This window comes from Streptomyces sp. P13-3-3 (assembly GCF_050571355.1).
In the GTDB taxonomy this organism is placed as follows: Bacteria; Actinomycetota; Actinomycetes; order Streptomycetales; family Streptomycetaceae; genus Streptomyces; species Streptomyces althioticus.
Genome location: NZ_CP192228.1, coordinates 2190568 through 2216443, shown reverse-complemented (window position 1 = coordinate 2216443; position 25876 = coordinate 2190568). Strand labels below are relative to the sequence as shown.

The window sequence follows — 25876 nt, the reverse complement described above, 5'->3', positions numbered from 1 at the left end:
GCGTACGGCCACGGGGGTGGAGCACAGCAAAAGCCACGCCCGCGCCGGTTGAACGCCGCCTACTCTTCCGAACGTCACAGGGAGCACACAAGGTCGACTTCCGGACGCGCGTACGGCAACATCCGTGCGCCCCCTATGTCCTGACAGTTCATGGAGACGCGGGACGGTTCACACTGCAAACGTCACGCGGGGGTTACCGGGGGCACGTACCGCCTGTTCGGTCGGTGGCTGAAAATCGCCCCTCCGCGGCAGGATCCGTCCGGTGCGCGACGCGCGGGAGTTGCGATCGCACCGCCGCGGGACCCGGTCCGGAACAGGGACGAGCCCCCGCACGCGGGTCGCGTGCGGGGGCTCGTGAGGGCTGTCGGCTCCTCGGGAGCCGTACAGAACCGGCCGGGCCGGCGGGGCGCCCTAGTAGACGCTGACCCCGTAGGCGCTCAGGGCCTCGGTCACCGGCTGGAAGAAGGTCGTGCCGCCGGAGGAGCAGTTGCCGCTGCCGCCGGAGGTCAGACCGTACGCGGTGCCGTTGCTGCCGTAGAGCGAGCCACCGGAGTCGCCGGGCTCGGCGCACACGTTGGTCTGGATCAGACCGGAGACGATGTCGCCGCCGCCGTAGTTGACGGTCGCGTTGAGCGCGGTGACCCGGCCGCTGTGCGTACCGGTGGTGGAGCCGTCACGGATGACGGTGGTGCCCACGCTCGGGGTGGCCGCGCGGGTGATGTCCACGCCGTTCGCGGTGCCGGGCCGGCTGACGGAGCCGGTGTAACGGACGATGCCGTAGTCGTTGCCCGGGAAGCTGGATCCGGCCGTCGTGCCGATGGCCGTGGTGCGCGCGGAGTTGGAGTACCAGGTGCCCGCGCCGTCGGTGCAGTGACCGGCGGTCAGGAAGTACTCGACACCGCTGCTGCTGCGGACGTTGAAGCCGAGGGAGCAGCGCCAGCTGCTCGCGTAGATGGCGTCGCCGCCCTGGATGAGCTTGGTGAACTTGCCCGGGGTGCGCTTGACGGTGATCGCCTCGGCGTTCTCGCCGGCCTGCTGCTTGATCTTGTTGATCTCGGCCTGGGAGACGGTGCTGTCGACGGTCACGACGACCCGGTTGGTCTTGCTGTCGACGGCCCAGGCGGTGCCCGGGACGTCGGCCTTCAGCACCGAGCTGCTCGCGCTCTTGAGCGCGGAGGCGCTGAAGGTGGTGGGGGTTTCGGCCGCGGTCGCGCTGGGGATCGCGATCGCGGCGGCGGCCACGAGGCCGGTGGAGACGGCGATCAGCCGAGTCCGTCTCGAGATGCCGCTCTGGGGGGTGGTGCGCTTGATCCTCACGTTTCGTTCCTCCACAAAGGAAGTTGGGGGCCCTCGTGGGGTTGTGGGCCCGGTGAGGCGCAGTCAGCGGACGGCGGACCGGATTCCGGACCCGTCGTGCCCCTGACAAGCGCTGCGGCGAGTATTCGGCCGACCGACCGTTCGGCGCAAGGGTGCCTTTTGGCCTGAGGATTAGGCACGACTGGTCGACTTGCTCCCCTCCCGACCCGGCGTTACCGGTCGTCACACCGGGGTGACGACCGGTCGAACAAGGGTCGGGGTGGCCGGATCTCGCCCCCGGTCAGCCCCCGGAGGGAACCGCCGGCGCTTCTGTCACGTCCGAGGCCGCCTCAGCAGTCGCAGCCGCAGTCGCACCCGCTGCAACAGCCGTCCTCGCCGCCACAACTGCAACAGTTGCAGCACTCACAGCATTCGCAGCAGTCGCAGTCGCAGTTGTGGAGACAGCCTTCCTTGCGCTCACGCGTCCACGGGTCCTCGTACTCCCCGCAGCACATCTGGCACGTACAGGCGAGTCCCAGCCACACCGCGCATCCCGCCAGCAGCCCGCGCCGGTCCCGGCGCGGCGGTTCGGGCGGGGTGGGCCCACCCGGCGCACCGGGAGCACCCGGAGGGGCGTACGGATGCGAACCGTGGGCACAGGAGGGCGTACCGAAGGCGCGTCGGACCGAGTTGGGGAGCTCATGCACCAGAAGCCGGTGGGCGAGACCGCCGTCCGTGAACTCGGCCTCGCGCAGCGCCAGCCGGATGCCGTGCACGGCGTCGTCCGCGAGCCGGCGGGCCTCGTCGAGCGAGGTGCCGGTGGCGGTGAGCGGGTTCCAGGCGCCGGAGGCGGCGTCCGCCTCCCGGTCCTCCACCGCGTCCAGCAGATGCGCGAGCCGCCCGAAGAGGCGCCCGGCCTCCGCGAGAGGTGCGGCGTTGCCGGGCCGCCCTGCGAGCACCGCGGTGTGCGCGAAGGCGGCGGCGGTCGCCGTCTCGGTCGGCTCGGTGACGGTGAGGATGGGGGTGCCGGGTCCGGCCAGGGCCTCGATGCCGGTCTGCCGGTCCACCGCGTCGACCAGGACCGCCGTGTCGAACCCGACGTCGGAGCCGGTCCGGGCGCCCGCCCGGTCCCAGCCCGCCGCCACCCTGCGCGCGGCGAGCGCCACCGGACGGCGGGCCAGCAGGCCGTCGCCGTCGGCGACATGGTCGCGCACCTTGGCCGAGGCGAGGACGAGGGAGACGGCCGCCGCCAGCCGCGCGCCCTCGCCGTGGGCGACGGACGCGGTGCGCATCCCGCGCAGCGGGCAGGGTCCCGCGGTCCGGCGTCCCCTGGGACCGGCCGGGTCCGCCTGAGCCTCCGTCAGGACGGAGATGAGCAGCCCGTCGTAGTTGGTGACGATGCGCGCGAGCTGCCCGTGGTCGCCGCGCAGGGCCAGGCAGAGCCCGCAGAGATGGGCCGTCCACTGGGCGGTAAGCTTCTCGCCCAGCCGGTGACGGCAGGGCCTGACGATCCCGAACACGACGTCCCCCCGTGCATGTGTACGACGTTCGGCTGCGGCATCGTACCGGTCGCCGCGTTCACCCGGACGCACCCCTCTTCACCCGTACGCCGCGTAGAATCATATTTCACTCTCAGTCAGCATCCGTTTGTGTCACGGCCCTTGGGAAACCAGGACTCTCGACGGATTCGCTGTGCACCAGTACCGTCACAAACCCCCCGCGCGGCGTCTATCCACTTGGCGCACCCTCCGCATCATGGACGACCATAGGGATGCGGAAAGCACGAAAGACCGCTGTGAGAGGAGGCGTCCATGGGATCGGTACGCAAGGCGAGTGCCTGGCTTGGCCTCGTCGACGACAACGAAGACGAGCGTTACTACGACGACGACTACTCCGACGGGACCGAGCCCGGCGAGGCCTGGGTCACCGACCCTCGGGTCAAGGTGGCCGCGGACGCCGCCGAGGAGCGGGGCCGCCGGATCGGCACGGTCACCCCGGACAGCTTCCGGGACGCCCGCGCCATCGGTGAGCTGTTCCGCGAGGGCGTGCCGGTCATCATGAACCTCACGGCCATGGACGCCGCCGACGCCAAGCGCGTCGTCGACTTCGCGGCGGGCCTGATCTTCGGTCTGCGCGGCTCCATCGAGCGGGTGTCCAACCGCGTGTTCCTGCTCAGCCCCGCCGACACCGAGGTGGTCAGCGGCGAGCCGGCCGCGCACCGCACCGACGGTTTCTTCAACCAGAGCTGAGGCGGGGCCGCCGAGCCGGCCCCGCCCCCGCAGGCAGGCCTACCGGAAGGCGTCGATTCCGGTGAGCGCCTTGCCCAGCACGAGCTGGTGCATCTCCACGGTGCCCTCGTAGGTGAGCACCGACTCCAGGTTCGTCGCGTGCCGCATCACCGGGTACTCCAGCGAGATCCCGTTGGCCCCGAGGATCGTCCGGGCCGTGCGGCAGATCTCGATCGCCTCGCGCACGTTGTTGAGTTTGCCGAAGCTGACCTGCTCGGGACGCAGGCGGCCGGCGTCCATCCGCCGCCCCAGATGGTGGGCGAGCAGGATGCCCTTGTGCAGTTCCACCGCCATGTCGGCGAGTTTGGCCTGGGTGAGCTGGAAGCCGCCGATGGGCCGCCCGAACTGCTCCCGTGACCTGGCGTAGTCGACGGCCGCCTCGAAGCAGGCGCGCGCGGCGCCCATCGAGCCCCACACGATCCCGTACCGGGCGTGCGACAGACAGCTCAGCGGACCCTTCAGCCCGGTCACCTCCGGCAGCACCGCGTCGGCGGGCAGCCGTACGTCGTCCATGACCAGCTCGCTGGTGACGGAGGCGCGCAGGGACCACTTGTGCTTGATCTCCGGGGCCGAGAAGCCGGGCGCGTCGGTGGGGACGGCGAAGCCGCGGATGCCGTCGTCGGTCTGCGCCCAGACGACCGCGACCCCGGCCACGGACCCGTTGGTGATCCACATCTTGCGGCCGTTGAGCACCCAGTCGGAGCCGTCGCGCTTGGCGTAGGTGCGCATGGAGCCGGGGTCGGAGCCGTGGTCGGGCTCGGTCAGCCCGAAGCAGCCGATGACCTCGCCGGCCGCCATCCGGGGCAGCCACTGCTGCTTCTGCTCCTCGCTGCCGAAGCGGTGGATCGCGTACATGGCGAGGGAGCCCTGCACGGAGACCAGGGAGCGGATGCCGGAGTCGGCCGCCTCCAGTTCCAGGCAGGCCAGCCCGTACTGCACGGCGCTCGCGCCCGCGCAGCCGTACCCGTCGAGGGACATGCCGAGCGCGCCGATCCCGCCGAGCTCCCGGGCCAGCCCGCGGACGTCGGGCAGCTCGCCCTTCTCGTACCAGTCCGCGACGTACGGCAGCACGCGGTCCGCCGCCCAGCCGCGCACGGTGTCCCGGATCGCCAGGTCCTCCGGCTCCAGCAGGTCGTCGAGGCCGAGGGGGTCGGCGGGGTCGAAGGCGGGCGGCTTCGCGGACGCGGCCATGGGTGCACCCTCCGGGGGCTGGTCATCCGGTACGTCGACTAGCACTGCTAGTCAGAGGCTCGGCCCGACGTTACGACGCGGCCCTCGCCCCGTCCACCCCGGCCCACGCCGGACGCGTCACACCTTGATCCCTGACCCGTGTGATTCCCCGCCGCGCGGGGATCCGCAGCGCCACCGACAGTTCTCGTGAGGCCGGTGCCGGACCGTCCCGTCTCCTCCGGTCTGCCGGGTCAGACCTTCACGCCCGAGCCGCGCGACTCCCGCTGCGCGGGCATCCGGTTGGGGATGTCGCCGAGATCCGGGGCGGGAGACGCCTCGGCGGTGGTCCCGGAAGCGGGGGCGGAGGGGGCCTGGCCCGGAGATGTCGCGGACTCGGGCCCGGAGAGTGCTGTTGAGCCGGCCCGGGCCGGAGACGCACCGGACGCGGGTCCGGAGGGTGTCTCCTCCGGGTCGCAGTGCATCAGGCGCGGCAGGCGCAGGGCCATCGCCGCGCCGGCGAGCAGCAGGCCCGCGCTGACCAGGAGCGTGACGTGCAGGCCGTGGACGAAGGAGTGGCGGGCGGCCAGGCGCAGCGCCTCGCCCGCGGGACCGCCGAGGCGGGCCGCGACCTCGTACGCCTCGCCCAGCGAGTGCGCCGCCGCGGCGGACGCGGAGGCCGGCACCCCGGGGACCTGGGAGAGGCCGGGCGCGTAGGCCGCGTTCATGACGCTGCCGAGCAGCGCGATGCCGATGCCCGCGCCGAGCTGGTAGGACGTCTCGCCGATGGCCGCCGCCCCGCCGGCCTGGTCCTGCGGGGCCTCGCTGAGCATCGACTCGTACGCGCCGAAGAGAGTGGTCTCGAGGCCGAAGCCGAGCAGCACGAACCCGCCGAGCAGCAGCGGGGCGTTGTCCTCGCCGCCCATGGCGGTCAGCAGCACCACCGCCCCGGCCGTGAGGCAGAAGCCGAGGGAGACCATGCGGCGCGGGCCGAACCGGCGCAGCATCCGGGCGCCCGCCAGGCCCGCGGCCATCGCCGCGAAGGTGAGCGGCACCAGCCGCAGCCCGGTCTCCAGCGGGGACAGTCCCAGCACCAGCTGGAGGTACTGCGCGGCGATCAGCTCGAGGCCCACCAGGGCGAGCATGGCCAGCACGATGCAGCCGACCGAGGTGCTGAACGCGGGCCGGGAGAACATCCGCAGGTCGAGCAGCGGATGCGTCCGCCTGCGCTGCCGGCGGACGAACAGCACCAGCAGGACGACCCCCGCGGCCAGCGGCAGCAGCGTGGCCGCGCCGAGCTCGCCCGCGCCGAGCCGCTTCACCCCGAGGACCACCGCGAACAGCCCGGCGGCGGCCGTGAGCGCGCCGACGACGTCCCAGGGGCCCTCGCCGTCGCCCTTCGACTCGGGCAGCAGAATCCGCCCGACGGGCAGGCTGACCAGCATCAGCGGGATGTTGACCAGGAAGACCGAGCCCCACCAGAAGTGCTCCAGCAGGAACCCGCCGAGCAGCGGTCCGACCGCGGCGCCCACGGCGGCGACGGCGCTCCAGACGCCGATGGCGAGCGCCCGCTCACGGCGGTCGGGGAAGACCTGGCGCAGGATCGACAGCGTGGCCGGCATGATCATCGCGCCGCCGACGCCGAGCAGCGCCCGCGCCACGATCAGCAGGTGCGCGTCGTCAGCGAAGGCCGCCATGGCCGAGGCGACGCCGAACAGGGTGTAGCCGAGGAGGAGGACGCGTCTGCGGCCGACGCGGTCGCCGAGCGTGCCGAACAGGATCAGCAGCGAGGCGCAGACCAGCGGATAGGCGTCGACGATCCAGAGCAGTTCCACCGCGCCGGGCTTGAGGTCCTCGGTGACGGCGGGGACGGCCACGTGCAGCACGGTGGCGTCGACGGCGACCAGCAGCAGGCTGACGCAGAGGACGACGAGCACCACCCACCGGTTGGCACCGGCCCCGGCCGCCCGACGGCGCAGCGCGGCGGCCGTGGTCGTCCCGGACATGTACGTACCTCCCAGAAGTTCCCTCGCGGATGCCGCGGGCTCACGGGGTGGGGGACTCCCCCGTGCCTCGGCCGGAGAGGAGCGGTCTCCCCCGGCCCGCGCGGCGAACGGCGAGTGACACGTCAGAGTACGCGAGGGAACGCCGAGGTCGAGTGGCGGGCCTCTCAACCTCGCGGCTGATCCGTGTGGCGTACACCACTCTCCGGCCCGCCCCTCCGTACCGCTTCCCCGCCGACGCGGGCGGGCCGGTTCCGGGCCCGGTCGATAATCGGCGCGTGAACGATCTCGAGACGCGTGCCGCCGTGGCCCGCCCCGGAGCTCTTCGCCGGGCCGCCCCGGCGCTCCTCGGGTACGCCGCCGTGCGTGCCCTGGGCCTGGTCGTCCTGGCCCTGTGGAGCGAGGCGCGCGGCAAGGGCGCGTACACCTTGCTGACCGCCCGCTGGGACTCCCTCTGGTACACAAGGGTCGCCGAGCTGGGGTACGGCTACGAGGTGCGGCTCCCGAACGGGGACGTGCACTCCAACCTGGCGTTCTTCCCTCTGCTGCCGTGGCTGGAGCGGCTGGCCGCGGCGGTGTCCCCGCTGTCGTACGCGGACGGCGGGTTCGTGGTGAGCCTGCTCGCCTCGCTCGCCGCGGCCTGGGGGATCTTCGCGGTGGCCGACCATCTCCACGGGCGGCGGGCCGGGGTGTGCGCGGTGCTGCTGTGGGCGGTGCTGCCGGTCGGGATCGTGCAGTCGATGGCGTACAGCGAGTCGCTGTTCACGGCGCTGGCGGCCTGGGCGCTGTACGCGGTGCTCACGGGGCGCTGGGTGACGGCGGGCCTGCTGGCGGGGCTGGCGGGGCTGACCCGGCCGGTGGGGCTCGCGGTGGTCGCGGCGGTGTGGGCGGCCGGGGTGGCGGCCTTCCTGCGGGAGCGCTCCGGCTCCTCCTTCGTGGGGGACGGCAGTGCGGTACCGGCGGGCGGCGCGCGCGGCGACGGCCACGCCGGTCCCCCGTCCGGCGCCCCGCGTACGAGCGCACCGGACGGCGCTCCACCGTCGTCGCACGCCCCCGGTGTGCGCCTGCGCCGGGTGGCCGGGATGCTGCTCGCGCCCCTGGGGGCCGCCGGGTACGTCCTGTGGGTCGGCGACCGCACCGGGGGCGGCCCGCTGGGCTACCTCGACGTGCAGGCCGGCTGGCGCAACGGCTTCGACGGCGGCTACGCCTTCGCCCGGTTCGTCGCCGGACGGTTCACGTCCTTCCCGTCGGCCCTCGCCGGGGCCGCCCTGGTCGTCGGCGTGGCTCTGGTGGTGTGGCTCTACGTCCTGTGCGTACGCCGGGGGCAGCCGCTGCCACTGCTGGTCTACGCCGGCACGGTCACCGCGCTCGCCCTGTGCGCGTCGAGCTACTTCGGGTCGAAACCGCGGCTGCTGATGCCGGCCTTCCCGCTGCTCCTGCCGCTCGCCGTGGCCCTGGCCCGGGCGCGGACACACCTGCTCGCGGCGTGGCTGGGGACGGTCGCTGCGGCCTCGGCGGCGTACGGCGCCTTCTGGCTGAACGGGTCGGGACCGCCCTGATCCCGCCGGCCCGGCCGGCCGGTGAGCGGCAGGGGAATTCCACGCCGTCAACAGGTGAACCAATTCCGACAGCCCATAAACCGGAAGCGCTCGGCATGCCCAAAACAATTGCGGGCGGGGGCTCGGATTCGCCGGAAATAAAGGCGCCGTCTGAGAGGAATGCCACATCACATCGTCATCACAAAGACGCTGAATCGTCGGGTCGGCACACTCACTCGCTGTAACGTCGATTGGGTGCGTACCGAACGGAGTCACACCCGTCTGGACCGGGTGTTCGCGAGGCTGGACCGTGAGCCGGAGCGACCGGCCCACGTCGGCATGCCGCGAATGAGCCGGCACCGGATCGTGCTCCTCGGCGCGACCCTGGCCTTCTACGCGGCGATCGTGTGGGCCGTGGTGGTCACCTCCTGGCTGGTCCGCCTGGACTGGCAGGTCATGTTCTTCCGCCCCTACCAGCAGTGGCCGGAGCTGCACGCCTTCGTCGACTACTACGTGGTGCTGGGCCAGCGCGGCCCCACCGCAGTGATGGTCGCCGCCTGGCTCGGCTGGCGCTCCTGGCGGCAGCACACCCTGCGTCCGCTGCTCGCCCTCGGCGTCTCCCTGCTGCTGCTCAACATCACGGTGGGCGCCGCGAAGTACGGCATGGGGCGGCTCGGACCGCACTACGCGACCGAGATCGGCTCGAACGAGATGTGGCTCGGCGGCGATATATTTCCGAGCGGTCACACCGCGAACGCCGTGGTGACCTGGGGAATCCTGGCCTATCTGGCCTCCACCCCGCGGGCCCGCCGCTGGCTTTCAGCACTGTCGGCCGTGACGTCCCTGGGCGTCGGGCTGTCCACCGTCTACATCGGCACCCACTGGCTCAGCGACGTCCTGCTGGGCTGGGCCGCGGGCCTGCTCATCCTGCTCGCGCTGCCCTGGTTCGAGCCGCTGATCGCGCGGGCCGAGGCGCGGATCCTCGCCGTGCGGGACCGGCTGCGCGACCGCCGCGGGTCCAAGGCGCCGGTGCCCGCCCCGGCGGGCCGGCCCGTCGTGGTCCGTCCGCTCACCGAGCGCCCCGTCGGCGCGGTGCACGAGCCGGTTGCCGCCGGGCGCGCGGCACGGTCGCCGGTCTATCTCGCGCCCGGCCCGCACACCAGCCGCGCCGAGCGCTCCCCGGTGACGCCCGCGGGCAGCCGGCGCCCGCAGCACACCGACCGCCACCCGCGCGGGACGACACCGGCGCCGCGCCCCTGAGGGACTGCCACACACCCCGACGGCCCCGGTCCTCGAGTGGAGGACCGGGGCCGTCGGGGTGTCTCAGCCCTTCCAGGCCCGCGCCACCCGGCCGTCCCTCACTTCGAAGTTCAGCCGGCCCACGCGGTACTCCATGGTGACGATCGTCCCCGGCGCCAGGGCCCGTACCGAGGACCAGCCGCGCTCGCGCGCGAGGTGCTCGGCCCGGTCGGCGGCGAGGCCGACATAGGCGTCCGGACTGTCGCTGGGTTCCGTGGGGGGTGTCGGAATGGGTGCCATGCGGCCACGCTATGCCCTCGCCCGGAAACGGGGAAGTCCGCGCCGGAAGCCGGTGCGCCGGCCCGTCCGTGGTCACACTTGTGTCACAGGATCACGACGGGGGCGTACGGGCGGCGGTCACCCGAAAGAGCGGTTCCGCGCTTCGCCCGGCGGCATTCGAAAAAGGCCTCGAGTACCTCGCCGTGGCCCCGACAAACCTCGAAAGAATTGCGTCGCGTGAGGTATTCGGGAAGGCCTCCGCAGCGCATATCCGGGCGGGCCCGGTCGACCCGTGAAAGGGATGTGCACAAGAAGTGCGCATTTTCGTCACATGGGTCGGCATGCCCAGGCGGACGGGACGAGCGCGACGGGCGAGGGCCCCTCCGGACGGCCGGAGGGACCCTGGTGCCCGGGTGGAGGGGGCGCCTCAGATGTCGAGCCGCTGCCCGGGCACGATCACGTCGGGATCGTCGCCGATGACGTCCCGGTTGGCCGCGTACAGCCGCTGCCAGTCCGTCCCGTGCCGGGCGGCGATCCCGCTCAGCGTGTCACCGGGACGCACGATGCAGTCGCGGTGGGACGCACCCCGGTCCGGGCGGTCGGCGGTGCGCCCAGGGGCCGCCTCCCCCGTCTTCCGCTCCGTCGCGGCCGACTTCTGCCCGGCCCCTTGCGCGGGTGCCGCGTCCGCGGCCGGGGCGGGCCCCGACGCCCCGGCGCGGGCGCCGCAGACGGGCCAGGCGTTCCAGCCCTGGGCGCGCTGGACCTTGGCGGCGATCTCGATCTGCTGGACCTTGCTCGCGCGGTCGGCCGTCGGGGCGTACGCGGTGCCGCCGAAGGCGCGCCAGGTGGAGGCGGAGAACTGGAGCCCGCCGTAGTAGCCGTTGCCGGTGTTGATGTGCCAGTCGCCGCCGCTCTCGCACCGGGCGATGCGGTCCCACACCCCGTCGTCCGCGGCCGCCGCGCCGCCTGCGGCGGCGAGCAGTCCGAGCGGTGCGAGCAGGGCCGCACCGGCCAGGAAGGCCGCGGGACGCGCCCTGCGGGCGTGACGACGGGTGTTCTCGGCACATGCGGACATGGACGTCCTTCCCCGAGGACCCGGGCCTCCCCAGGCGGGACGCCGCCCGGCGCGTCACGGGACGCGCGGGCCGCGGCCGCCCCGTCCGCCGTCGGGGTCGTACGAGGATGGTGCGTCGGTGGTGCGGTCGGCGGACGTGCCCGAGCGGTGCTCGTTGCACACGGCGGAGGAATGTAAGGAGCCGCCCTTGCCCGGATCAACCAACGGCCCGACGTGCCTGGCCAGTTGGGACTTACCCGGGGTATCGGCGATTTTCGGCCACCCATTTCATTGCGCGATTTCCGGATTTGTCGACCAGAGAGCGGAGTGAGCTGTGAGGCACCTCACCCCATCAAACCCCTTGCCCCAGGGGCGAGTTGACGTTGAGTGCCGGATTCCGCACCTGCTGTGACCCTGCGCGCTGGATGGTTCGATTCCGTTCGCCGTAAGGCGTGACTCCCGCCACAGATCGCCCGTTGTCTTCTTCATGAGCCGGGGACCCACCCGGACCACGGGCCGGGAGCCACCCGGCCTCGCCACGCACCGCATCCCGAGGGAGCCACCCGTGCCGCGCATGCTCGACGTCAGCGACGAGGTACGCGCCGAGATCGGCGACGAAGAAGCAGCCCGCCTGCTCGCCGGAGAGTCCGCCCCGGGCAGTTACGACTGCACCTCCTGCCGGACCCCGGGCGACTCGGAGCAGGAGCGCACCAGCACCGTCCTGTTCATCGGGGACGAGACCGCCGTGCTCGCCTTCGCCCACGCCACCTGCCTGCCCTCGCAGGTCGTCCAGGTCACCGAGGAACAGCTCCAGGGCGCCGTGCGGTCGATCGGCGCCGTGGGCGGGGAGCCCCCGCAGCAGGTTCAGCAGCCCGTCCCGCAGCCGTACCAGCCCCAGCAGCAGGCGCAGCAGCCTCCGAACCTCGTGCCCGAGCAGGCCGTGCTGGGGGTGACCAGCGGGCTGGTGCTGATCCAGAACGAGCTGCACCCGGCGCTCGTGGTCGAGCCGACCGCCCCCGTCGCCCGGCCCGGCACCCTCGGGTCCGGCGACGACTTCCTGCCGCTGCTGATCGAGCAGGGCTTCATGCCGATGACCGAACTGGCCGCCGTGCCGCCCGTGCTGCACGGGTGGTCGGTGCTGCTGGCGGCGGGGCAGCTGCACGCCGTGCTCCAGCCGAACCCGAACGGCGGCCGTCCGGTGGCCTGGTGGCAGGCGCACCAGCCGCTGCAGGTCACCGACGGGTGGCGGGCGGCGGCGAACAAGCACCAGCAGGTGCTGATGTTCGCCGCGCCGGTGGGGTCCGTGGGGCGTCAGCCCCGGGAGGATCTGATGCGGGACGCGCTGGACAAGGCCGCGGCCAACGGGAAGCTGGTGTCTGCGGCGTTGCCGCTCGCCGGGATCTGACGCGGGCGTCGGGCGTCGGGCGTCGGGCGTCGGGCGTCGGGCGTCGGCTGACGGTGCGTGGGGGCTGGTCGCGCAGTTCCCCGCGCCCCTGAGGGGCGCTATCGGCTCGGCGCGCAGTTCCCCGCGCCCCTGAGGGGGTGCCGGCGCGCGAAAACTCGAGGTGGGCCGCATCCCTTGTGGCACGGGGTCGTTTGGAGATACGTGCACGCATATGACGCTCCCCGCCGCCAGTCCCTCGCCTCGGTCCCCGCACCCGTGCGCCCGGCGCAGGACTCCCGGAGCGGCCACTCGGCCACGCCGATCTACGACGCTCTCTACGCCGAGTACGTCAAGTCCTTCCGTACGCTGCCGGGCGACCGCAGCGGCGAGGAGGACTGGGGCTTCACCGCCTTCGGGAACATCCCGCACAGTACGGGCGCGTACCGTGACCACGGTCCCGGGTCGTTCGGCGCGTCCCTCGTCCGGCCCGCCGTGGAGCCGCCGCAGTGGCAGCGCGTGGGCCCGGTGGGACGCGGGACCAACGAGATGCACCATGTGCCGGCCGGACTGCCCCCGGCCCCCCGCAGCGGCGTCTGACGGACACGGCGAAGGGGCGGTCCCGCGATCGGGACCGCCCCTTCGTCATGCGCGACTACTTCTTGCGCCCGCGCTTCTCCCGCACCCGCACCGAGATGTGGATCGGCGTGCCCTCGAAGCCGAACTCCTCACGCAGCCGGCGCTCGATGAAGCGCCGGTACCCCGCCTCGATGAAGCCGGAGGCGAACAGCACGAACCGCGGCGGCTTGGTGCCCGCCTGGGTGCCGAACAGGATGCGCGGCTGCTTGCCGCCCCGCACCGGGTGCGGGTGGGCGGCGACCAGCTCGCCCAGGAAGGCGTTCAGGCGGCCCGTCGGGACCCGGGTCTCCCAGCCCGCCAGCGCCGTCTCGATCGCCGGGACGAGCTTCTCCATGTGGCGGCCGGTGAGGGCCGAGACGTTCACCCGGGGCGCCCAGGCGACCTGGCCGAGCTCGGTCTCGATCTCCCGCTCCAGGTAGTAGCGGCGCTCCTCGTCCAGGGTGTCCCACTTGTTGTACGCCAGGACGAGCGCGCGGCCCGCCTCGACGGCCATGGTGACGATGCGCTGGTCCTGCACCGAGATGGGTTCGGAGCCGTCGATCAGGACGACCGCCACCTCGGCCTTCTCGACGGCCGCGGCGGTGCGCAGCGAGGCGTAGTAGTCGGCGCCCTGCTGGAGGTGGACCCGCTTGCGGATGCCCGCCGTGTCGACGAACTTCCAGGTCTTGCCGCCGAGTTCGATGATCTCGTCGACCGGGTCACGGGTGGTGCCGGCGAGTTCGTTGACGACGACCCGCTCCTCGCCCGCGACCTTGTTGAGCAGGGAGGACTTGCCGACGTTGGGCCGGCCGATCAGGGCGATCCGGCGCGGACCGCCGAGGGCGGTGCCGAACCTCTGCGCCGGGGCCTCCGGCAGCGCCTCCAGGACCTTGTCCAGCATGTCGCCGGTGCCGCGGCCGTGCAGGGCGGACACGGGGTGCGGCTCGCCGAGGCCCAGGGACCACAGGTAGGACGCGTCGGCCTCGCCGCTCGGGCCGTCCACCTTGTTGGCGCACAGCACGACCGGCTTGCCCGCCTTGCGCAGCAGACGGACGACGGCCTCGTCGGTGTCGGTGGCGCCGACCTTGGCGTCCACCACGAAGACGACCGCGTCGGCCGCCTCGATGGCGTACTCGGCCTGGGCGGCGACGGAGGCGTCGATGCCGAGGACGTCCTGCTCCCAGCCGCCGGTGTCGACGACCTTGAAGCGGCGGCCCGCCCACTCGGCCTCGTAGGTGACGCGGTCACGGGTGACGCCCGGCTTGTCCTCGACGACCGCCTCACGGCGGCCGATGATCCGGTTCACCAGGGTCGACTTGCCGACATTGGGGCGGCCGACGACGGCGAGCACCGGGAGCGGGCCGTGGCCCGCCTCCTCGATGGCGCCCTCGACGTCCTCGAGGTCGAAGCCCTCCTCCGCGGCGAGCTCCATGAACTCCGCGAACTCGGCATCACCCAGCGCCCCGTGATCGTGCTCGTGCGCAGCGTCGTGCGCGTCCGAGCCGCCGGGCTCGATGTGGTCGTTCATGAAGTCCGTACCTCGTCGTTCATCGTGGTGATCGGTGGAGCCCCGCGGGGCGGAGATCCACTACTCAAGTGTCGCTCAGCGGCCGGTGAGACGCCTGGCGTTCTCCAGGTGCGCGGTGAGCTGCTTCTGGATGCGTGCCGTGGCCTCGTCGAGCGCCTTGCGCGTACGTCTCCCGCTGCCGTCGCCCGCGTCGAACGGGTCGCCGAAGACGACGTCGACGCGGGAGCGCAGCGGGGGCAGTGCCTTTATCAACCGGCCGGGTCGGCCGGAACTTCCCAGGACGGCGACCGGCACGATCGGCGCACCGCTGCGCACCGCGAAGTACGCGAGCCCGGCGCGGATCGAGGCGAAGTCGCCCTCGCCGCGGGTGCCCTCGGGGAAGATGCCGAGGACGCCGCCCTGTTCCAGCACGCCCAGCGCCCGCGCGATCGCCGTGCGGTCGGTGGAGTGCCGGTCGACCTTCACCTGGCCGATGCCGGTCAGGAACGGGTCGAGGGGGCCGACGAACGCCTCCTTCTTGATCAGGAAGTGCGTCGGCCGGGGCGCCACGCCCATGACCATCGGGCCGTCTATGTTGTGCGAGTGGTTCACCGCGAGGATCACCGGGCCGGACGCGGGGACCCGCCAGGAGCCCAGCACCCGCGGCTTCCACAGCCCGTACATCAGGCCGACGCCGATGCGCCGTCCGACCTCGGCGCCCCGCATCGAGGGAACGTCGGTCACTTCCCCGCCCGCTTCTCCTCGACGAGGGTGACCACGCACTCGATGACCTGCTGAAGGGTCAGGTCGGTGGTGTCCACCTCGACCGCGTCGTCGGCCTTGGCCAGCGGGGAGGTCTTGCGGCTGGAGTCGGCCGCGTCCCGCTTGATCAGGGCCTCGCGGGTGGTGTGCAGGTCGGCGCCCTTGAGCTCGCCGCTGCGGCGGGCGGCGCGGGCCTCCGGGGAGGCGGTGAGGAAGATCTTGAGGTCGGCGTCGGGCAGCACCGTGGTGCCGATGTCGCGGCCCTCGACGACGATGCCGGTGACGGCGGAGGCGGCGATGGCGCGCTGCAGCTCCGTGATCCGGGCGCGCACCTCGGGCACCGCGCTGACCGCGCTGACCTTGGAGGTGACGTCCTGCTCGCGGATCGGGCCGGAGACGTCCACGCCGTCGACGGTGATCGTCGGCCCCGTGGGGTCGGTGCCGGAGAGGATCTCGGGCTTGGCGGCCGCCGCGGCGATCGCGGACGGGTCCGCTATGTCGATGCTGTTGGTCACCATCCACCAGGTGATCGCCCGGTACTGGGCGCCGGTGTCCAGGTAGCTCAGGCCGAGCTGCGCCGCCACGGCCTTCGACGTGCTCGACTTGCCCGTGCCGGAGGGACCGTCGATGGCGACGATCACGGGCTTGGCGGCGCCGTTTTCCACGGAGGAACACCTTCCTGGTGCGCTGGGGTGGGGTGTGCGGGACGTGGACACGCCCCGCACCAGATTACTGGCTCCCGGGAACCCCTCCGACATGCGGACGCCCTCCCCGCCCGCGGGAGGCGGGCGGGGAGACGGGGCTCACTGCCGGATCGCCCAGCCCCGGTCCCGCAGCGCGGCCGTGAGGACGGGTGCGGCCTTGGGCTCGACCATGAGCTGGATGAGGCCGGCCTGCTGTCCGGTGGCGTGCTCGATGCGGACGTCCTCGATGTTGACCCCGGCGCGCTCGGCGTCGGCGAAGATGCGGGCGAGCTGGCCCGGCTGGTCGTCGATGAGCACGGCGACGGTGTCGTAGACGCGCGGGGCGGAGCCGTGCTTGCCGGGGACGCGGACCTGGCCGGCGTTGCCGCGGCGCAGCACGTCCTCGATGCCGGTGACGCCCTCGCGGCGCTTGTGCTCGTCGGAGGACTCCAGGGCGCGCAGGGCGCGGACGGTCTCCTCCAGGTCGGCGGCGACGTCGGTGAGCAGGTCGGCGACGGGTCCGGGGTTCGCGGAGAGGATGTCGATCCACATCCTCGGGTCGGAGGCGGCGATCCGGGTCACGTCGCGGATGCCCTGCCCGCACAGCCGTACGGCGGCCTCGTCGGCGTTCTCCAGACGGGCGGCGACCATGCTGGACACCAGATGCGGCATGTGGGAGACGAGGGCCACGGCGCGGTCGTGGGCGTCGGCGTCCATGACGACCGGTACGGCGCGGCAGTGCGACACGAGCTCCAGGGCGAGGTTGAGGACCTCGGTGTCGGTGTCGCGGGTGGGGGTGAGCACCCAGGGGCGGCCCTCGAAGAGGTCGCCGGTGGCGGCCAGCGGGCCGGACTTCTCCCGCCCGGACATGGGGTGGGTGCCGATGTAGGGGGTGAGGTCGAGTCCGCGCGCCTGGAGCTCGCGGCGGGGGCCGCCCTTGACGCTGGCGACGTCGATGTAGCCGCGGGCGACGCCGCGCCGCATCGCGTCGGCGAGCACGTCGGCGACGTGCGCGGGCGGGGCGGCGACGATCGCCAGGTCCACCGGCCCGTCCGGTGCCTCGTCGGTGCCGGCGCCGAGGGCGGCGGCGGTGCGGGCCTGCTCGGGGTCGTGGTCGGCGAGGTGGACGGCGACGCCCCGCCGGGACAGGGCGAGGGCGGCGGACGTGCCGATCAGTCCGGTGCCGATGACGAGGGCGGTTCTCACTGGGCGATGTCCTTGCGGAGGGCGGCCGCGGCGCCGAGGTAGACGTGATTGATGTCGGCGCGGGGCCGGTCGGACTCGATGTGGGCGAGGAGGCGGACGACGCGGGGCATGGCGCCCTCGATGTCGAGTTCCTGCGCGCAGATGAGGGGCACGTCGACGATGCCCAGCTTGCGGGCGGCGGCGGCCGGGAAGTCGCAGTGCAGGTCGGGCGTGGCCGTGAACCAGATGCTGATCAGGTCGTCGGTGTGCAGGTCGTTGCGCTCCAGCACCGCGGTGAGCAGGGCTCCCACCTGCTCCTCCATGTGTCCGGCCTCGTCCCGCTCCAACTGGACGGCCCCCCGGACCGCGCGTACCGCCACGACGATGCTCCTCGCTCACGTGCGTAAAGGCTGTTCGGTCGTCCAGCGTAGTCAGCCGCGGACCGGACCGGTGCGGGGCGCCCGCCCGCTGAGACGGCCGCTATGCGCCCAGGGTGACGTTTCGTCGGTATTGCTTCCTCTGTGCCGTTATCGGTGTCAGGATGCGGCGACGGCGATCCAGGGAGTGACGAGATGACCACAGGGGCGACGCGACGCACGGTCCTGTTCGTGTCGGGAGCGGTGGCGCTGACCGTGGGCTGCGGCGGGGAGGACGGCGGGACCGGCACGCCCTCGGACACCGCGGAAGGGGCCGGGTCGCCCGGGCAGGAGCTGCTGTCGGTCGCGGACGTGCCGGTGGGCGGGGGCAGGATCCTCGGGGCGGAGGAGATCGTGGTCACCCAGCCCGAGCAGGGCGAGTTCAAGGCGTTCTCGGCGATCTGCACGCATCAGAGGTGCCTGGTCTCCGAGGTCGCGGACGGCACGATCAACTGTCCCTGCCACGGCAGCCGCTTCCGTATCGCCGACGGCTCGGTGGAGCGGGGTCCGGCGACCCGGCCACTGCCCGAGGAGCGGATCACGGTGGACGGAAATACGGTTCGCCGGGCGTGATCCGCCGCGTACGCTCCCGGGCATGCGCCCCGAGAGCCTGGTGACGGACCACACCGTCTACGCCTGTGTCATGGGCTCGCGCGCCTTCGGCCTGGCCACGGAGGGCAGCGACACCGACCGCCGGGGCGTGTTCCTGGCGCCCACTCCCCTGTTCTGGCGTTTCGAGAAGCCGCCGACGCATGTGGAGGGGCCGGCGGAGGAGCAGTTCAGCTGGGAGCTGGAGCGCTTCTGCGAGCTGGCGCTGCGCGGGAACCCGAACATCCTGGAGTGCCTGCACTCCCCGCTGGTCGAGTACGCCGACGCCACCGGCCGCGAGCTGCTGGCGCTGCGCGACGCGTTCCTCTCCCGCAAGGTCCACGTGACCTTCGTCAGGTACGCCCACGGGCAGCGCCGGAAGCTGGACGCCGACGTCCGCACCCACGGCGCCCCGCGCTGGAAGCACGCCATGCACCTGCTCCGTCTGCTGACGAGCGCCCGCGACCTGCTGCGCACGGGTGTCCTCACGATCGACGTGGGCGACCGCCGCGAGCAGCTGCTGGAGGTGAAGCGCGGCGAGGTGCCGTGGACCGAGGTGGAGACCCGCATGAACCGCCTGACCGCCGAGGCCGAGGAGGCGGCGGCGCACAGCCCGCTCCCCGAGGAGCCGGACCGGCGGCGGGTGGAGGACTTCCTCGTCCGCACCCGCCGCGCCTCGGCCCTCCGGGCGGCGTGACCGATCAGGCGCGGGTGTCCCAGAGCGTGCCGAGGGCCAGCAGTTCGTCGCGGTACTCGATGCGGTCCGCCCAGTCGGCGGGCCAGGCGTCCGCGCCCAGGTGGGCGCCCGCGAAGGCCCCCGCGAGGCAGGCGATGGAGTCGGAGTCGCCGGAGGTGCAGGCGGCGCGGCGCAGGGCCGTCACCGGCTCGTCGACGAAGAGGAGGAAGCAGAGCAGGCCGGTCGCCAGGGCTTCCTCGGCGATCCAGCCCTCGCCGGTGGCCCTGCACGGGTCGGTCTCCGGGGAGGCGGTCCGCACGGCCTCCTGGAGGCGGCCCAGGACGTCCAGGCACTCGTCCCAGCCGCGCGCGATGAACTGCTCCGGGGAGGCGTCCCCGGCGCGGGTCCACAGGTCGCCGAGCCAGAACGCGTGGTAGCGGGTGCGGTTCTCGTAGGCGTAGGAGCGCAGCAGGCCGATCAGGCCCGTCGGTTCGGCGCCCTCGGCGAGCAGCCGCACGGCGTGTGCGGTGAGGTCGGAGGCGGCCAGCGCGGTGGGGTGTCCGTGGGTGAGGGCGGACTGGAACTGGGCGGCGCCGGCGCGCTGTTCGTCGGTGAGGCCGGGGGCCAGGCCGAGGGGGGCGACGCGCATGTTGGCGCCGCAGCCCTTGGAGTGGATCTGGCTGGCGTCCTGCCAGGGCCGTTCGTCGCGGGACAGCAGGTGGCAGGCTTTCAGGCAGGTGTTGCCGGGGGCGCGGTTGTTCTCCGGGGACCGCCACCACTCCACGAACTCCTCGCGCAGGGGCCGCTCCAGGCGCTTCGGGCCGAGCGTCCCGCGGTCCATGGCGGTGCGCAGGCCGCGCCCGAGGGCGAGGGTCATCTGCGTGTCGTCGGTGACGATCGCCGGCTTCGGCAGCTCCAGGTGCCGCCAGTCGCCGTGGGTGGCGAGGATCGAGGGGACGTCCTTGAACTCGGTGGGGAAGCCGAGGGCGTCCCCGAGGGCGAGTCCGGTGAGCGCTCCGGTCGCGGCGCGCTTGGTGACGGCGGTCGTGGTCATGCGGGACGTCCTTCCGGGGTGGGCCGGAGCAGCGGCGGGTGGAGGGCGGCGGCGGTGCCCGCGCGGTACAGCGCGGCGGGCTTGCCCCGGCCGCCGGTGAGGCGCGCGGCGCCGGGGACGGCTTCGACGAAGCCGGGGGTGGCGAGGACCTTGCGCCGGAAGTTGGGGCGGTCCAGGGTCGTGCCCCAGACGGTCTCGTAGACCTGCTGGAGCTCGCCGAGGGTGAACTCCGGCGGGCAGAAGGCGGTGGCGAGGCCGGTGTACTCGAGCTTGGCGCCGATCCGGTCCCGCGCGTCGGCGAGGATCCGGTCGTGGTCGAAGGCGAGGTCCCGCGCCGCCTCGTACGGGGTCCAGCGGGCCTGGGCCGCATCGCCGCCGCCGTGCGCCTCGGGGGCGTCGGGCAGCAGCGCGGCGAAGGCGACGGACACCACGCGCATGCGCGGGTCCCGGTCGGGCTCGCTGTAGGTGCGCAGCTGCTCGAGGTGCAGGCCGGTGACGTCGGTCAGGCCGGTCTCCTCGCCCAGTTCGCGCCGGGCGGCGCGCTCCGCGGACTCCTCGGGCCGCAGGAAGCCCCCGGGCAGCGCCCAGCGGCCCGCGTACGGCTCCTGGCCGCGTTCGACGAGCAGGACGTGCAGCGCGGCCTCGCGGATCGTGAACACGGCGAGGTCGACGGTCACGGCGAAGGGCTCGAAGGCGTGCTTGTCGTAGCCGGCCTGCACGACGCCCACCCCCTTTAATAGTCAGTGCGACTATTAAAGGGGGTGGGCGTACGGGAGCACAAGCCCCTAGAGGTCGACCTCCTGCATCAGCATCCCGACCTCGGTGTTCGACAGCCGCCGCAGCCAGCCCGACTTCTGGTCGCCCAGGGTGATCGGACCGAAGGCGGTGCGCACCAGCTTGTCGACCGGGAAGCCGGCCTCCGCGAGCATGCGGCGCACGATGTGCTTGCGGCCCTCGTGCAGGGTCACCTCGACGAGGTAGTTCTTGCCGGTCTGCTCCACCACCCGGAAGTGGTCGGCGCGGGCGTACCCGTCCTCGAGCTGGATGCCGTCCTTGAGCCGCTTGCCCAGGTCGCGCGGGATGGGCCCGACGATGTGCGCGAGGTAGGTCTTCTTCACGCCGTACCGCGGGTGGGTCAGGCGGTGCGCCAGCTCACCGTGGTTGGTGAGCAGGATGACGCCCTCGGTCTCGGTGTCGAGCCGGCCGACGTGGAAGAGCCGGGTCTCCCGGTTGGTGACGTAGTCACCGAGGCACTGGCGGCCGTCCGGGTCCTCCATCGTGGAGACGACACCGGCGGGCTTGTTCAGCGAGAAGAACTGGTACGACTGCGTCGCCACGGTCAGGCCGTCGACCTTGACCTCGTCCTTCTCCGGGTCGACCCGCTTGCCCTGCTCCAGCACGATCTCGCCGTTGACCTCGACGCGCGCCTGCTCGATCAGCTCCTCGCAGGCCCGCCGGGAGCCGTAGCCGGCCCGGGCGAGCACCTTCTGGAGCCGCTCGCCCTCCTGCTCGGCGCCGGGGAAGGTCTTGGGCAGCTTCACGTCCTTCCTGCCCGCGTACCGCTCCCGGTTGCGCTCCTCGGCCCGCGCCTCGTACTCGCGGGACGTCGCCGGGACCGAGCGGCCCCGCTGCAGGGGCTTCTTCGGCCCGCCCTTGGCGCCGCCGCGCGCCCCCGGGCCACGGCCCGACTTGGGTCCCTCCTGGGAGGCGCCGGGGCCCACGTCGTAGCGCCGCTCCTCCGGGCGCGGCTTCTTCGGACGGCCGCCCTGCCGGTCGTCACGGTTGTTGCCGGCGCCGCGGTGGTTACCGCGGCCACCGCCGCTCCCGCCGCGGCCGCCGCTGTTGCCACCACGGCTCCCGCCGTTGTTTCCGCTGCTGTTCCTGCCGCTGCTGCTTCGCATCAAAAGTCCGTCTTGTCGTCTGCGTCCTCGGAATCCGGGGCGTCCGGATCGAACGACGGGACCCCTTCCAGTGTCTCGGCCTCGATCGCCTCCGCCTCCGGGAGGAAGGGCGCGAGCTCCGGGAGCTCGTCCAGGCCGCGCAGGCCCATCCGCTCCAGGAAGTAGTTCGTCGTCGTGTACAGGATCGCACCTGTTTCGGGTTCCGTGCCCGCCTCCTCGATCAGACCCCGCTGGAGGAGGGTGCGCATCACGCCGTCGCAGTTGACCCCGCGCACCGCGGAGACCCTGCTGCGGCTGACCGGCTGCCGGTAGGCGACGACCGCGAGGGTCTCCAGGGCGGCCTGGGTGAGGCGGGCCTGCTGACCGTCCAGCACGAAGCCCTCGACCGCCGCGGCGTACTCGGGGCGGGTGTAGAAACGCCAGCCGCCGGCGACCCGGCGCAGCTCGAAGCCGCGGCCCTGCACGGTGTACTCATCGGCCAGCTCCCGCAGGGCGTCGGCGACCTGCCGCTTCGGCCGTTCCAGTATTTTCGCCAGGTGCTCCTCGGTCGCGGGCTCGTCCACGACCATCAGCACGGCCTCCAGGGCCGGCTTCAGGTCGAGCTCCGCGACTCCGCCGGTGTCCTCGCTCACGGTGTCTTCTCCTCCTGGGGCAGCTCGGGCGGCCGGTCGAACTCGTCCGTCACCGCCGCCGCCATGTCCTCGTCGCCGCCCGTCCAGCGCACGGTCAGCTCGCCCAGCGCGGTCTCCTGGTCGAGGGCGACCGCCTTCTCCCGGTACAGCTCCAGCAGGGCGAGGAAGCGGGCCACGACGGTCAGGGTGTCGTCGGTGTCCTCGACCAGCGCACGGAAGCCGGCCACGCCCAGCTCCTTGAGCCGCGCGACGACGATCCCGGCCTGCTCCTGCACGCTGACCAGCGGCGCGTGGATGTGGTCGACGTACACCTGCGGCTTGGGCCTGGGCTGCATCGCCTTGACCGCGAGCCTGGCGAACCCCTCGGGCCCGATGCTGATGACCACGTCCGGCAGCAGCTCGGCGTGGTGCGGCTCGAGACCGACGGTACGGGGGAACCGGCGCGCCTCGTCGTCCAGCCTGCGGCTGAAGATGTCGGCGATCTGCTTGTACGCGCGGTACTGCAGCAGCCGCGCGAACAGCAGGTCGCGCGCCTCCAGCAGGGCGAGGTCGGCCTCGTCCTCCACCTCGGCGGCGGGCAGCAGCCGGGCCGCCTTGAGGTCGAGCAGGGTGGCGGCGACCACGAGGAACTCGGTCGTCTCGTCCAGGTCCCAGTCGGGCCCCAGCGCCCGGATGTACGCCATGAACTCGTCGGTCACCTTGGACAGGGCGACCTCGGTGACGTCGAGCTTGTGCTTGGCGATCAACTGGAGGAGCAGATCGAACGGCCCCTCGAAGTTGGCCAGCCGAACCTTGAACCGCCCGTCGTCTGCCTCACCCTCGGGACCGGCCGCCCCGCCCGAGGCGCCCGCCGACACCGGCACGACGCCGACCGGAGCCTCCGTCTCACCGGCCGCCCGCCGCCCGCCGGCCGGCTCGGGCGGCACGACTGCCGACTGGGCGGTGGCCGCCGCTTCCGGCAGCGACAGCGGGCGGGGCCCTGCGGGCACGCCGGGAAGTGAGGCCGGTCCGGATGTCGGCCCGGCGTCCTGAAGCGCCTTCCGCCCGTGCGCGGAAGCGCCGTGCGGGCCGGCACCCTCGGGCCGCGTTCCCACGCCCTCACCGACGGGCACACCCGCCGTGCCGGTGCCCTCGGCGGACTCCCGCAGCACACCGGACGATGCCGCCGACGCCGTGGCCACGCCTTCCGCTCCGCCAGGGACACCCTGGCCGACGGAAGGCCCGTCAGCGCCCGCAGGCGGGTGCGGCGCCCCCTCGCCGACAGACACAGTCACGCCTGCGGGACGCTCAGCCACCCCGCTCCGGGGCCCCTCGCCGACAGGAGGGACGACGGCAGCCGCCGGCGAGCGCGACGCACCCCCGTCGCCAGATACGCCACCGCGACGCTCAGCCTCTCCGCTCGCGGCACCGTCACCGCCGGAAGGCCCGCCAGCGCCCGCAGGCTGGTCCGACGCAGCCCCGCCGGCAGACACAGCCCCACCCTCAGGGCGCTCAGCCACCCCGGTCGGGTTCGAGGCACCCTCGCCCGCGGAAAGCGCGTCAGCGGCCGCAGGCGAGACACGCACAGCCCCGTCGGCAGGCGCGGGCGCGTCCTCGGCGTGTTCAGCCGGCTCGCCCGGCGTCCGCCGCCGGTCGTCCGTCGGCGGGACCGTCGGCGACGCGTCCGCGGACGCGGCCCTCTCCACGGCGACGGGTGCCGCGTCCGCAGAGGTGGCCGGGCCGCGGCCCAGGGGGCGGCGGCGCGGTGCGGGGGCGGCCGGGTCGTTCGAGGTCATGGCCCCCGCAGGCTACCGCTACCGTCCCCGCAGGCGTCGTACGAGGATGCTGGCGTCCCCCCGGCTCTCCAGGTCCGCGAGGACCACGGCGACCGCCTCGCGGACGATGCGCCCGCGGTCGACGGCGAGGCCGTGCTCACCGCGCAGGACCAGACGCGCGTGCTCGAGGTCCATCAGCTCCTCGGCGGAGACGTACACGGTGATCTTCTCGTCGTGCCGCTCGCGGCCGCTGGGCCGCCGTGCCGCGGGCCGTCCCCGCTTGCGCGGTGCCGCGGCGGCCGTGCCGTCGCCTGCCGCCGCCGTGCGCCGTCCGGCGCCCGCGGCGCCCCGGATGCGGGACTCGCCGGTCTCGGCGGGCTCCACGTCCGCCGCGGCGTGCTCCGCGCCCTCGCCGTCGCCGCCCTGCACGGGCACCGACTGCGGCGCGTCCTCGTTCGTGGCGGCGGCCGCGTCGCCCTCCCCCGCGGGAGCGGGGACCCGGGCGTCGCCGCCACGCCTGGGGGTGGACGCCTGGAGCGCCATCCCCCCTGTCGTACGGAAGAGTTCGTCGGCCCCCGGCAGACTCACTCGGCGTGACACCGGGCGAGCACCTCCCTGGCGAGCTGGCGATAGGCGGCGGCACCGACGGAGTTGGACGCGTACGTGGTGATCGGCTCACCGGCGACCGTGGTCTCCGGGAAGCGGACCGTGCGTCCGATGACCGTGTGGTAGACGTGGTCGTCGAACGCCTCGACCACCCGCGCGAGCACCTCACGGCTGTGCACCGTGCGCGAGTCGTACATGGTGGCGAGGATCCCGTCGAGCTCCAGCTCCGGGTTGAGCCGCTCCTGGACCTTCTCGATGGTCTCGGTCAGCAGGGCGACACCGCGCAGCGCGAAGAACTCGCACTCCAGCGGCACGATCACCTTGTGCGCCGCGGTGAGCGCGTTGACCGTGAGCAGGCCGAGCGAGGGCTGACAGTCGATCACGATGTAGTCGTAGTCGTCCATCAGCGGCTTCAGCGCCCGCTGCAGCGTCGACTCGCGCGCGACCTCGCTCACCAGCTGGACCTCGGCCGCCGACAGGTCGATGTTGCTGGGCAGCAGGTCCATGTTGGGGACCGCGGTCTTCAGGAGGACCTCGTCGGCCGCCATGCCCCGCTCCATGAGCAGGTTGTAGACGGTGAGGTCGAGCTCCATCGGGTTGACGCCAAGTCCGACCGACAGCGCGCCCTGCGGGTCGAAGTCGACGAGCAGCACCCGGCGTCCGTACTCCGCGAGCGCGGCACCCAGGTTGATGGTCGACGTGGTCTTGCCGACGCCGCCCTTCTGGTTGCACATCGCGATGATCTTCGCGGGTCCGTGGTCGGTCAGCGGGCCCGGGATCGGGAAGTACGGCAGCGGGCGCCCGGTCGGGCCGATGCGCTCACGGCGCTGGCGTGCCGCGTCGGGCGCGAGCGTGGCCGCGTACTCCGGATCGGGCTCGTACTCGGCGTCGGGGTCGTAGAAGTGCCCCTCGGGCAGTTCGTCGTAGTCGGCGAAATGGTTGTGGGGCGCGCCACTTCCGTCGCCGGCCATGGCGTTCACGTGATGGCCATCCATGCTCTGGTGTGCTGGGTGAGTCACTCCTGGAGTTGCGTGACTCTGGTGGGCTGCGAAGGTGCGCACAGCGACGGAGCCGACAGCAGCGAATCCCGCGGACCCCTGGCCCGGCGCAGGCATTCCTGGTTGACCACCCCCGGGAGTAAATGTCGACTCATTCACAAGTCGTCTTACCTCCTTGGTGACCAGGAAACTTCTAGACAGGTCAGCGTGGCACCATGCCGACGGTTGGCGACTCTATGGCGTGTCGGCCG

The 25876-nt window shown here is 72.9% G+C and carries 25 protein-coding genes; 7 read left to right on the top strand and 18 right to left on the bottom strand.

Annotation, left to right across the window (positions count from 1 at the left end):
- Positions 1–411: 411 nt before the first annotated feature.
- Together ACQZOG_RS09990 and ACQZOG_RS09985 are read right to left on the bottom strand one after the other, a co-directional pair.
- Complete coding sequence (locus tag ACQZOG_RS09990; RefSeq protein WP_033276775.1) at positions 412–1317, bottom strand: S1 family peptidase; 906 nt, start codon at positions 1315–1317, stop codon at positions 412–414.
- Between the two features lie 329 nt (positions 1318–1646).
- Positions 1647–2816 (bottom strand): DUF5685 family protein, encoded by a 1170-nt coding sequence (locus ACQZOG_RS09985; protein ID WP_033276776.1) that lies wholly within the window; start codon positions 2814–2816, stop codon positions 1647–1649.
- A 291-nt stretch (positions 2817–3107) separates the two neighbouring features.
- On the opposite strand from ACQZOG_RS09985, the gene ACQZOG_RS09980 reads away from it, so the two are divergent.
- Positions 3108–3545: a cell division protein SepF gene (locus tag ACQZOG_RS09980; protein ID WP_033276777.1), complete on the top strand. Its 438-nt coding sequence runs from the start codon at positions 3108–3110 to the stop codon at positions 3543–3545.
- Positions 3546–3584: 39 nt separating this feature from the next.
- Here ACQZOG_RS09980 and ACQZOG_RS09975 read toward each other — a convergent pair whose 3' ends face one another.
- Together ACQZOG_RS09975 and ACQZOG_RS09970 are read right to left on the bottom strand one after the other, a co-directional pair.
- A complete protein-coding gene (locus ACQZOG_RS09975) occupies positions 3585–4775 on the bottom strand; it encodes an acyl-CoA dehydrogenase family protein (protein ID WP_033276778.1) in 1191 nt (396 codons plus the stop codon).
- A gap of 230 nt (positions 4776–5005) precedes the next feature.
- The gene (locus ACQZOG_RS09970) at positions 5006–6757 is read right to left on the bottom strand and encodes an MFS transporter (RefSeq protein ID WP_033276779.1); all 1752 of its coding nucleotides are present in this window, start codon (positions 6755–6757) and stop codon (positions 5006–5008) included.
- Positions 6758–7032: 275 nt separating this feature from the next.
- Here ACQZOG_RS09970 and ACQZOG_RS09965 point away from each other — a divergent pair, with 275 nt between their 5' ends.
- Together ACQZOG_RS09965 and ACQZOG_RS09960 are read left to right on the top strand one after the other, a co-directional pair.
- A complete protein-coding gene (locus tag ACQZOG_RS09965) occupies positions 7033–8313 on the top strand; it encodes a mannosyltransferase family protein (protein WP_359493547.1) in 1281 nt (426 codons plus the stop codon).
- A gap of 234 nt (positions 8314–8547) precedes the next feature.
- A complete protein-coding gene (locus tag ACQZOG_RS09960; RefSeq protein WP_058915829.1) occupies positions 8548–9552 on the top strand; it encodes a phosphatase PAP2 family protein in 1005 nt (334 codons plus the stop codon).
- 63 nt (positions 9553–9615) lie between these two features.
- Here the strand turns inward: ACQZOG_RS09960 and ACQZOG_RS09955 are convergent, their stop codons facing one another.
- Both ACQZOG_RS09955 and ACQZOG_RS09950 read right to left on the bottom strand, forming a co-directional pair.
- Positions 9616–9831, bottom strand: a complete 216-nt coding sequence (locus ACQZOG_RS09955) for an I78 family peptidase inhibitor (protein ID WP_006131512.1) — start codon at positions 9829–9831, stop codon at positions 9616–9618.
- Positions 9832–10237: 406 nt separating this feature from the next.
- Positions 10238–10885 (bottom strand): transglycosylase family protein, encoded by a 648-nt coding sequence (locus ACQZOG_RS09950; RefSeq protein WP_365165811.1) that lies wholly within the window; start codon positions 10883–10885, stop codon positions 10238–10240.
- Between the two features lie 544 nt (positions 10886–11429).
- Between ACQZOG_RS09950 and ACQZOG_RS09945 the strand changes: the two genes are divergently transcribed.
- Together ACQZOG_RS09945 and ACQZOG_RS09940 are read left to right on the top strand one after the other, a co-directional pair.
- Complete coding sequence (locus ACQZOG_RS09945) at positions 11430–12269, top strand: hypothetical protein (RefSeq protein WP_058915834.1); 840 nt, start codon at positions 11430–11432, stop codon at positions 12267–12269.
- A 201-nt stretch (positions 12270–12470) separates the two neighbouring features.
- On the top strand, positions 12471–12845 hold the full coding sequence (locus ACQZOG_RS09940; protein ID WP_033276784.1) for a hypothetical protein: 375 nt from the start codon (positions 12471–12473) through the stop codon (positions 12843–12845).
- A gap of 55 nt (positions 12846–12900) precedes the next feature.
- On the opposite strand, the gene der is transcribed toward ACQZOG_RS09940, so the two are convergent.
- The 5 genes from der to aroH form a co-directional block, all read right to left on the bottom strand.
- Positions 12901–14391: a ribosome biogenesis GTPase Der gene (gene der / locus ACQZOG_RS09935; RefSeq protein WP_058915835.1), complete on the bottom strand. Its 1491-nt coding sequence runs from the start codon at positions 14389–14391 to the stop codon at positions 12901–12903.
- 75 nt (positions 14392–14466) lie between these two features.
- Complete coding sequence (locus ACQZOG_RS09930) at positions 14467–15114, bottom strand: lysophospholipid acyltransferase family protein (protein WP_033276786.1); 648 nt, start codon at positions 15112–15114, stop codon at positions 14467–14469.
- Positions 15111–15797: a (d)CMP kinase gene (cmk, locus tag ACQZOG_RS09925; protein WP_033276787.1), complete on the bottom strand. Its 687-nt coding sequence runs from the start codon at positions 15795–15797 to the stop codon at positions 15111–15113. Before cmk ends, ACQZOG_RS09930 begins: the two co-directional genes overlap by 4 nt.
- Positions 15798–15935: 138 nt before the next feature.
- On the bottom strand, positions 15936–17021 hold the full coding sequence (locus tag ACQZOG_RS09920) for a prephenate dehydrogenase (protein WP_033276788.1): 1086 nt from the start codon (positions 17019–17021) through the stop codon (positions 15936–15938).
- The gene (aroH, locus tag ACQZOG_RS09915) at positions 17018–17380 is read right to left on the bottom strand and encodes a chorismate mutase (protein ID WP_033276789.1); all 363 of its coding nucleotides are present in this window, start codon (positions 17378–17380) and stop codon (positions 17018–17020) included. Before aroH ends, ACQZOG_RS09920 begins: the two co-directional genes overlap by 4 nt.
- Positions 17381–17572: 192 nt before the next feature.
- On the opposite strand from aroH, the gene ACQZOG_RS09910 reads away from it, so the two are divergent.
- Together ACQZOG_RS09910 and ACQZOG_RS09905 are read left to right on the top strand one after the other, a co-directional pair.
- Positions 17573–17989: a Rieske (2Fe-2S) protein gene (locus ACQZOG_RS09910; RefSeq protein ID WP_430741446.1), complete on the top strand. Its 417-nt coding sequence runs from the start codon at positions 17573–17575 to the stop codon at positions 17987–17989.
- Positions 17990–18011: 22 nt separating this feature from the next.
- Positions 18012–18701 carry a nucleotidyltransferase domain-containing protein gene (locus ACQZOG_RS09905; RefSeq protein WP_033276791.1) on the top strand — a complete coding sequence of 230 codons (690 nt, stop codon included), beginning with the start codon at positions 18012–18014 and terminating at the stop codon, positions 18699–18701.
- 4 nt (positions 18702–18705) lie between these two features.
- On the opposite strand, the gene ACQZOG_RS09900 is transcribed toward ACQZOG_RS09905, so the two are convergent.
- From ACQZOG_RS09900 to ACQZOG_RS09870, 7 genes are all read right to left on the bottom strand, one after another.
- Positions 18706–19734, bottom strand: a complete 1029-nt coding sequence (locus ACQZOG_RS09900; protein WP_430741445.1) for an ADP-ribosylglycohydrolase family protein — start codon at positions 19732–19734, stop codon at positions 18706–18708.
- Entirely contained in the window at positions 19731–20462 is a 732-nt protein-coding gene (locus tag ACQZOG_RS09895) for an NUDIX hydrolase (protein ID WP_430741444.1), read from the bottom strand. Before ACQZOG_RS09895 ends, ACQZOG_RS09900 begins: the two co-directional genes overlap by 4 nt.
- 57 nt (positions 20463–20519) lie before the next feature.
- Complete coding sequence (locus ACQZOG_RS09890; RefSeq protein WP_033276794.1) at positions 20520–21635, bottom strand: pseudouridine synthase; 1116 nt, start codon at positions 21633–21635, stop codon at positions 20520–20522.
- On the bottom strand, positions 21635–22204 hold the full coding sequence (gene scpB / locus ACQZOG_RS09885; RefSeq protein WP_230229846.1) for an SMC-Scp complex subunit ScpB: 570 nt from the start codon (positions 22202–22204) through the stop codon (positions 21635–21637). Before scpB ends, ACQZOG_RS09890 begins: the two co-directional genes overlap by 1 nt.
- Positions 22205–22263: 59 nt before the next feature.
- Entirely contained in the window at positions 22264–23361 is a 1098-nt protein-coding gene (locus ACQZOG_RS09880) for a segregation and condensation protein A (RefSeq protein ID WP_430741869.1), read from the bottom strand.
- Between the two features lie 699 nt (positions 23362–24060).
- Positions 24061–24564, bottom strand: a complete 504-nt coding sequence (locus ACQZOG_RS09875; protein ID WP_203551086.1) for a hypothetical protein — start codon at positions 24562–24564, stop codon at positions 24061–24063.
- Positions 24565–24605: 41 nt separating this feature from the next.
- The gene (locus ACQZOG_RS09870) at positions 24606–25742 is read right to left on the bottom strand and encodes a ParA family protein (RefSeq protein WP_078492773.1); all 1137 of its coding nucleotides are present in this window, start codon (positions 25740–25742) and stop codon (positions 24606–24608) included.
- Positions 25743–25876 lie beyond the last annotated feature (134 nt).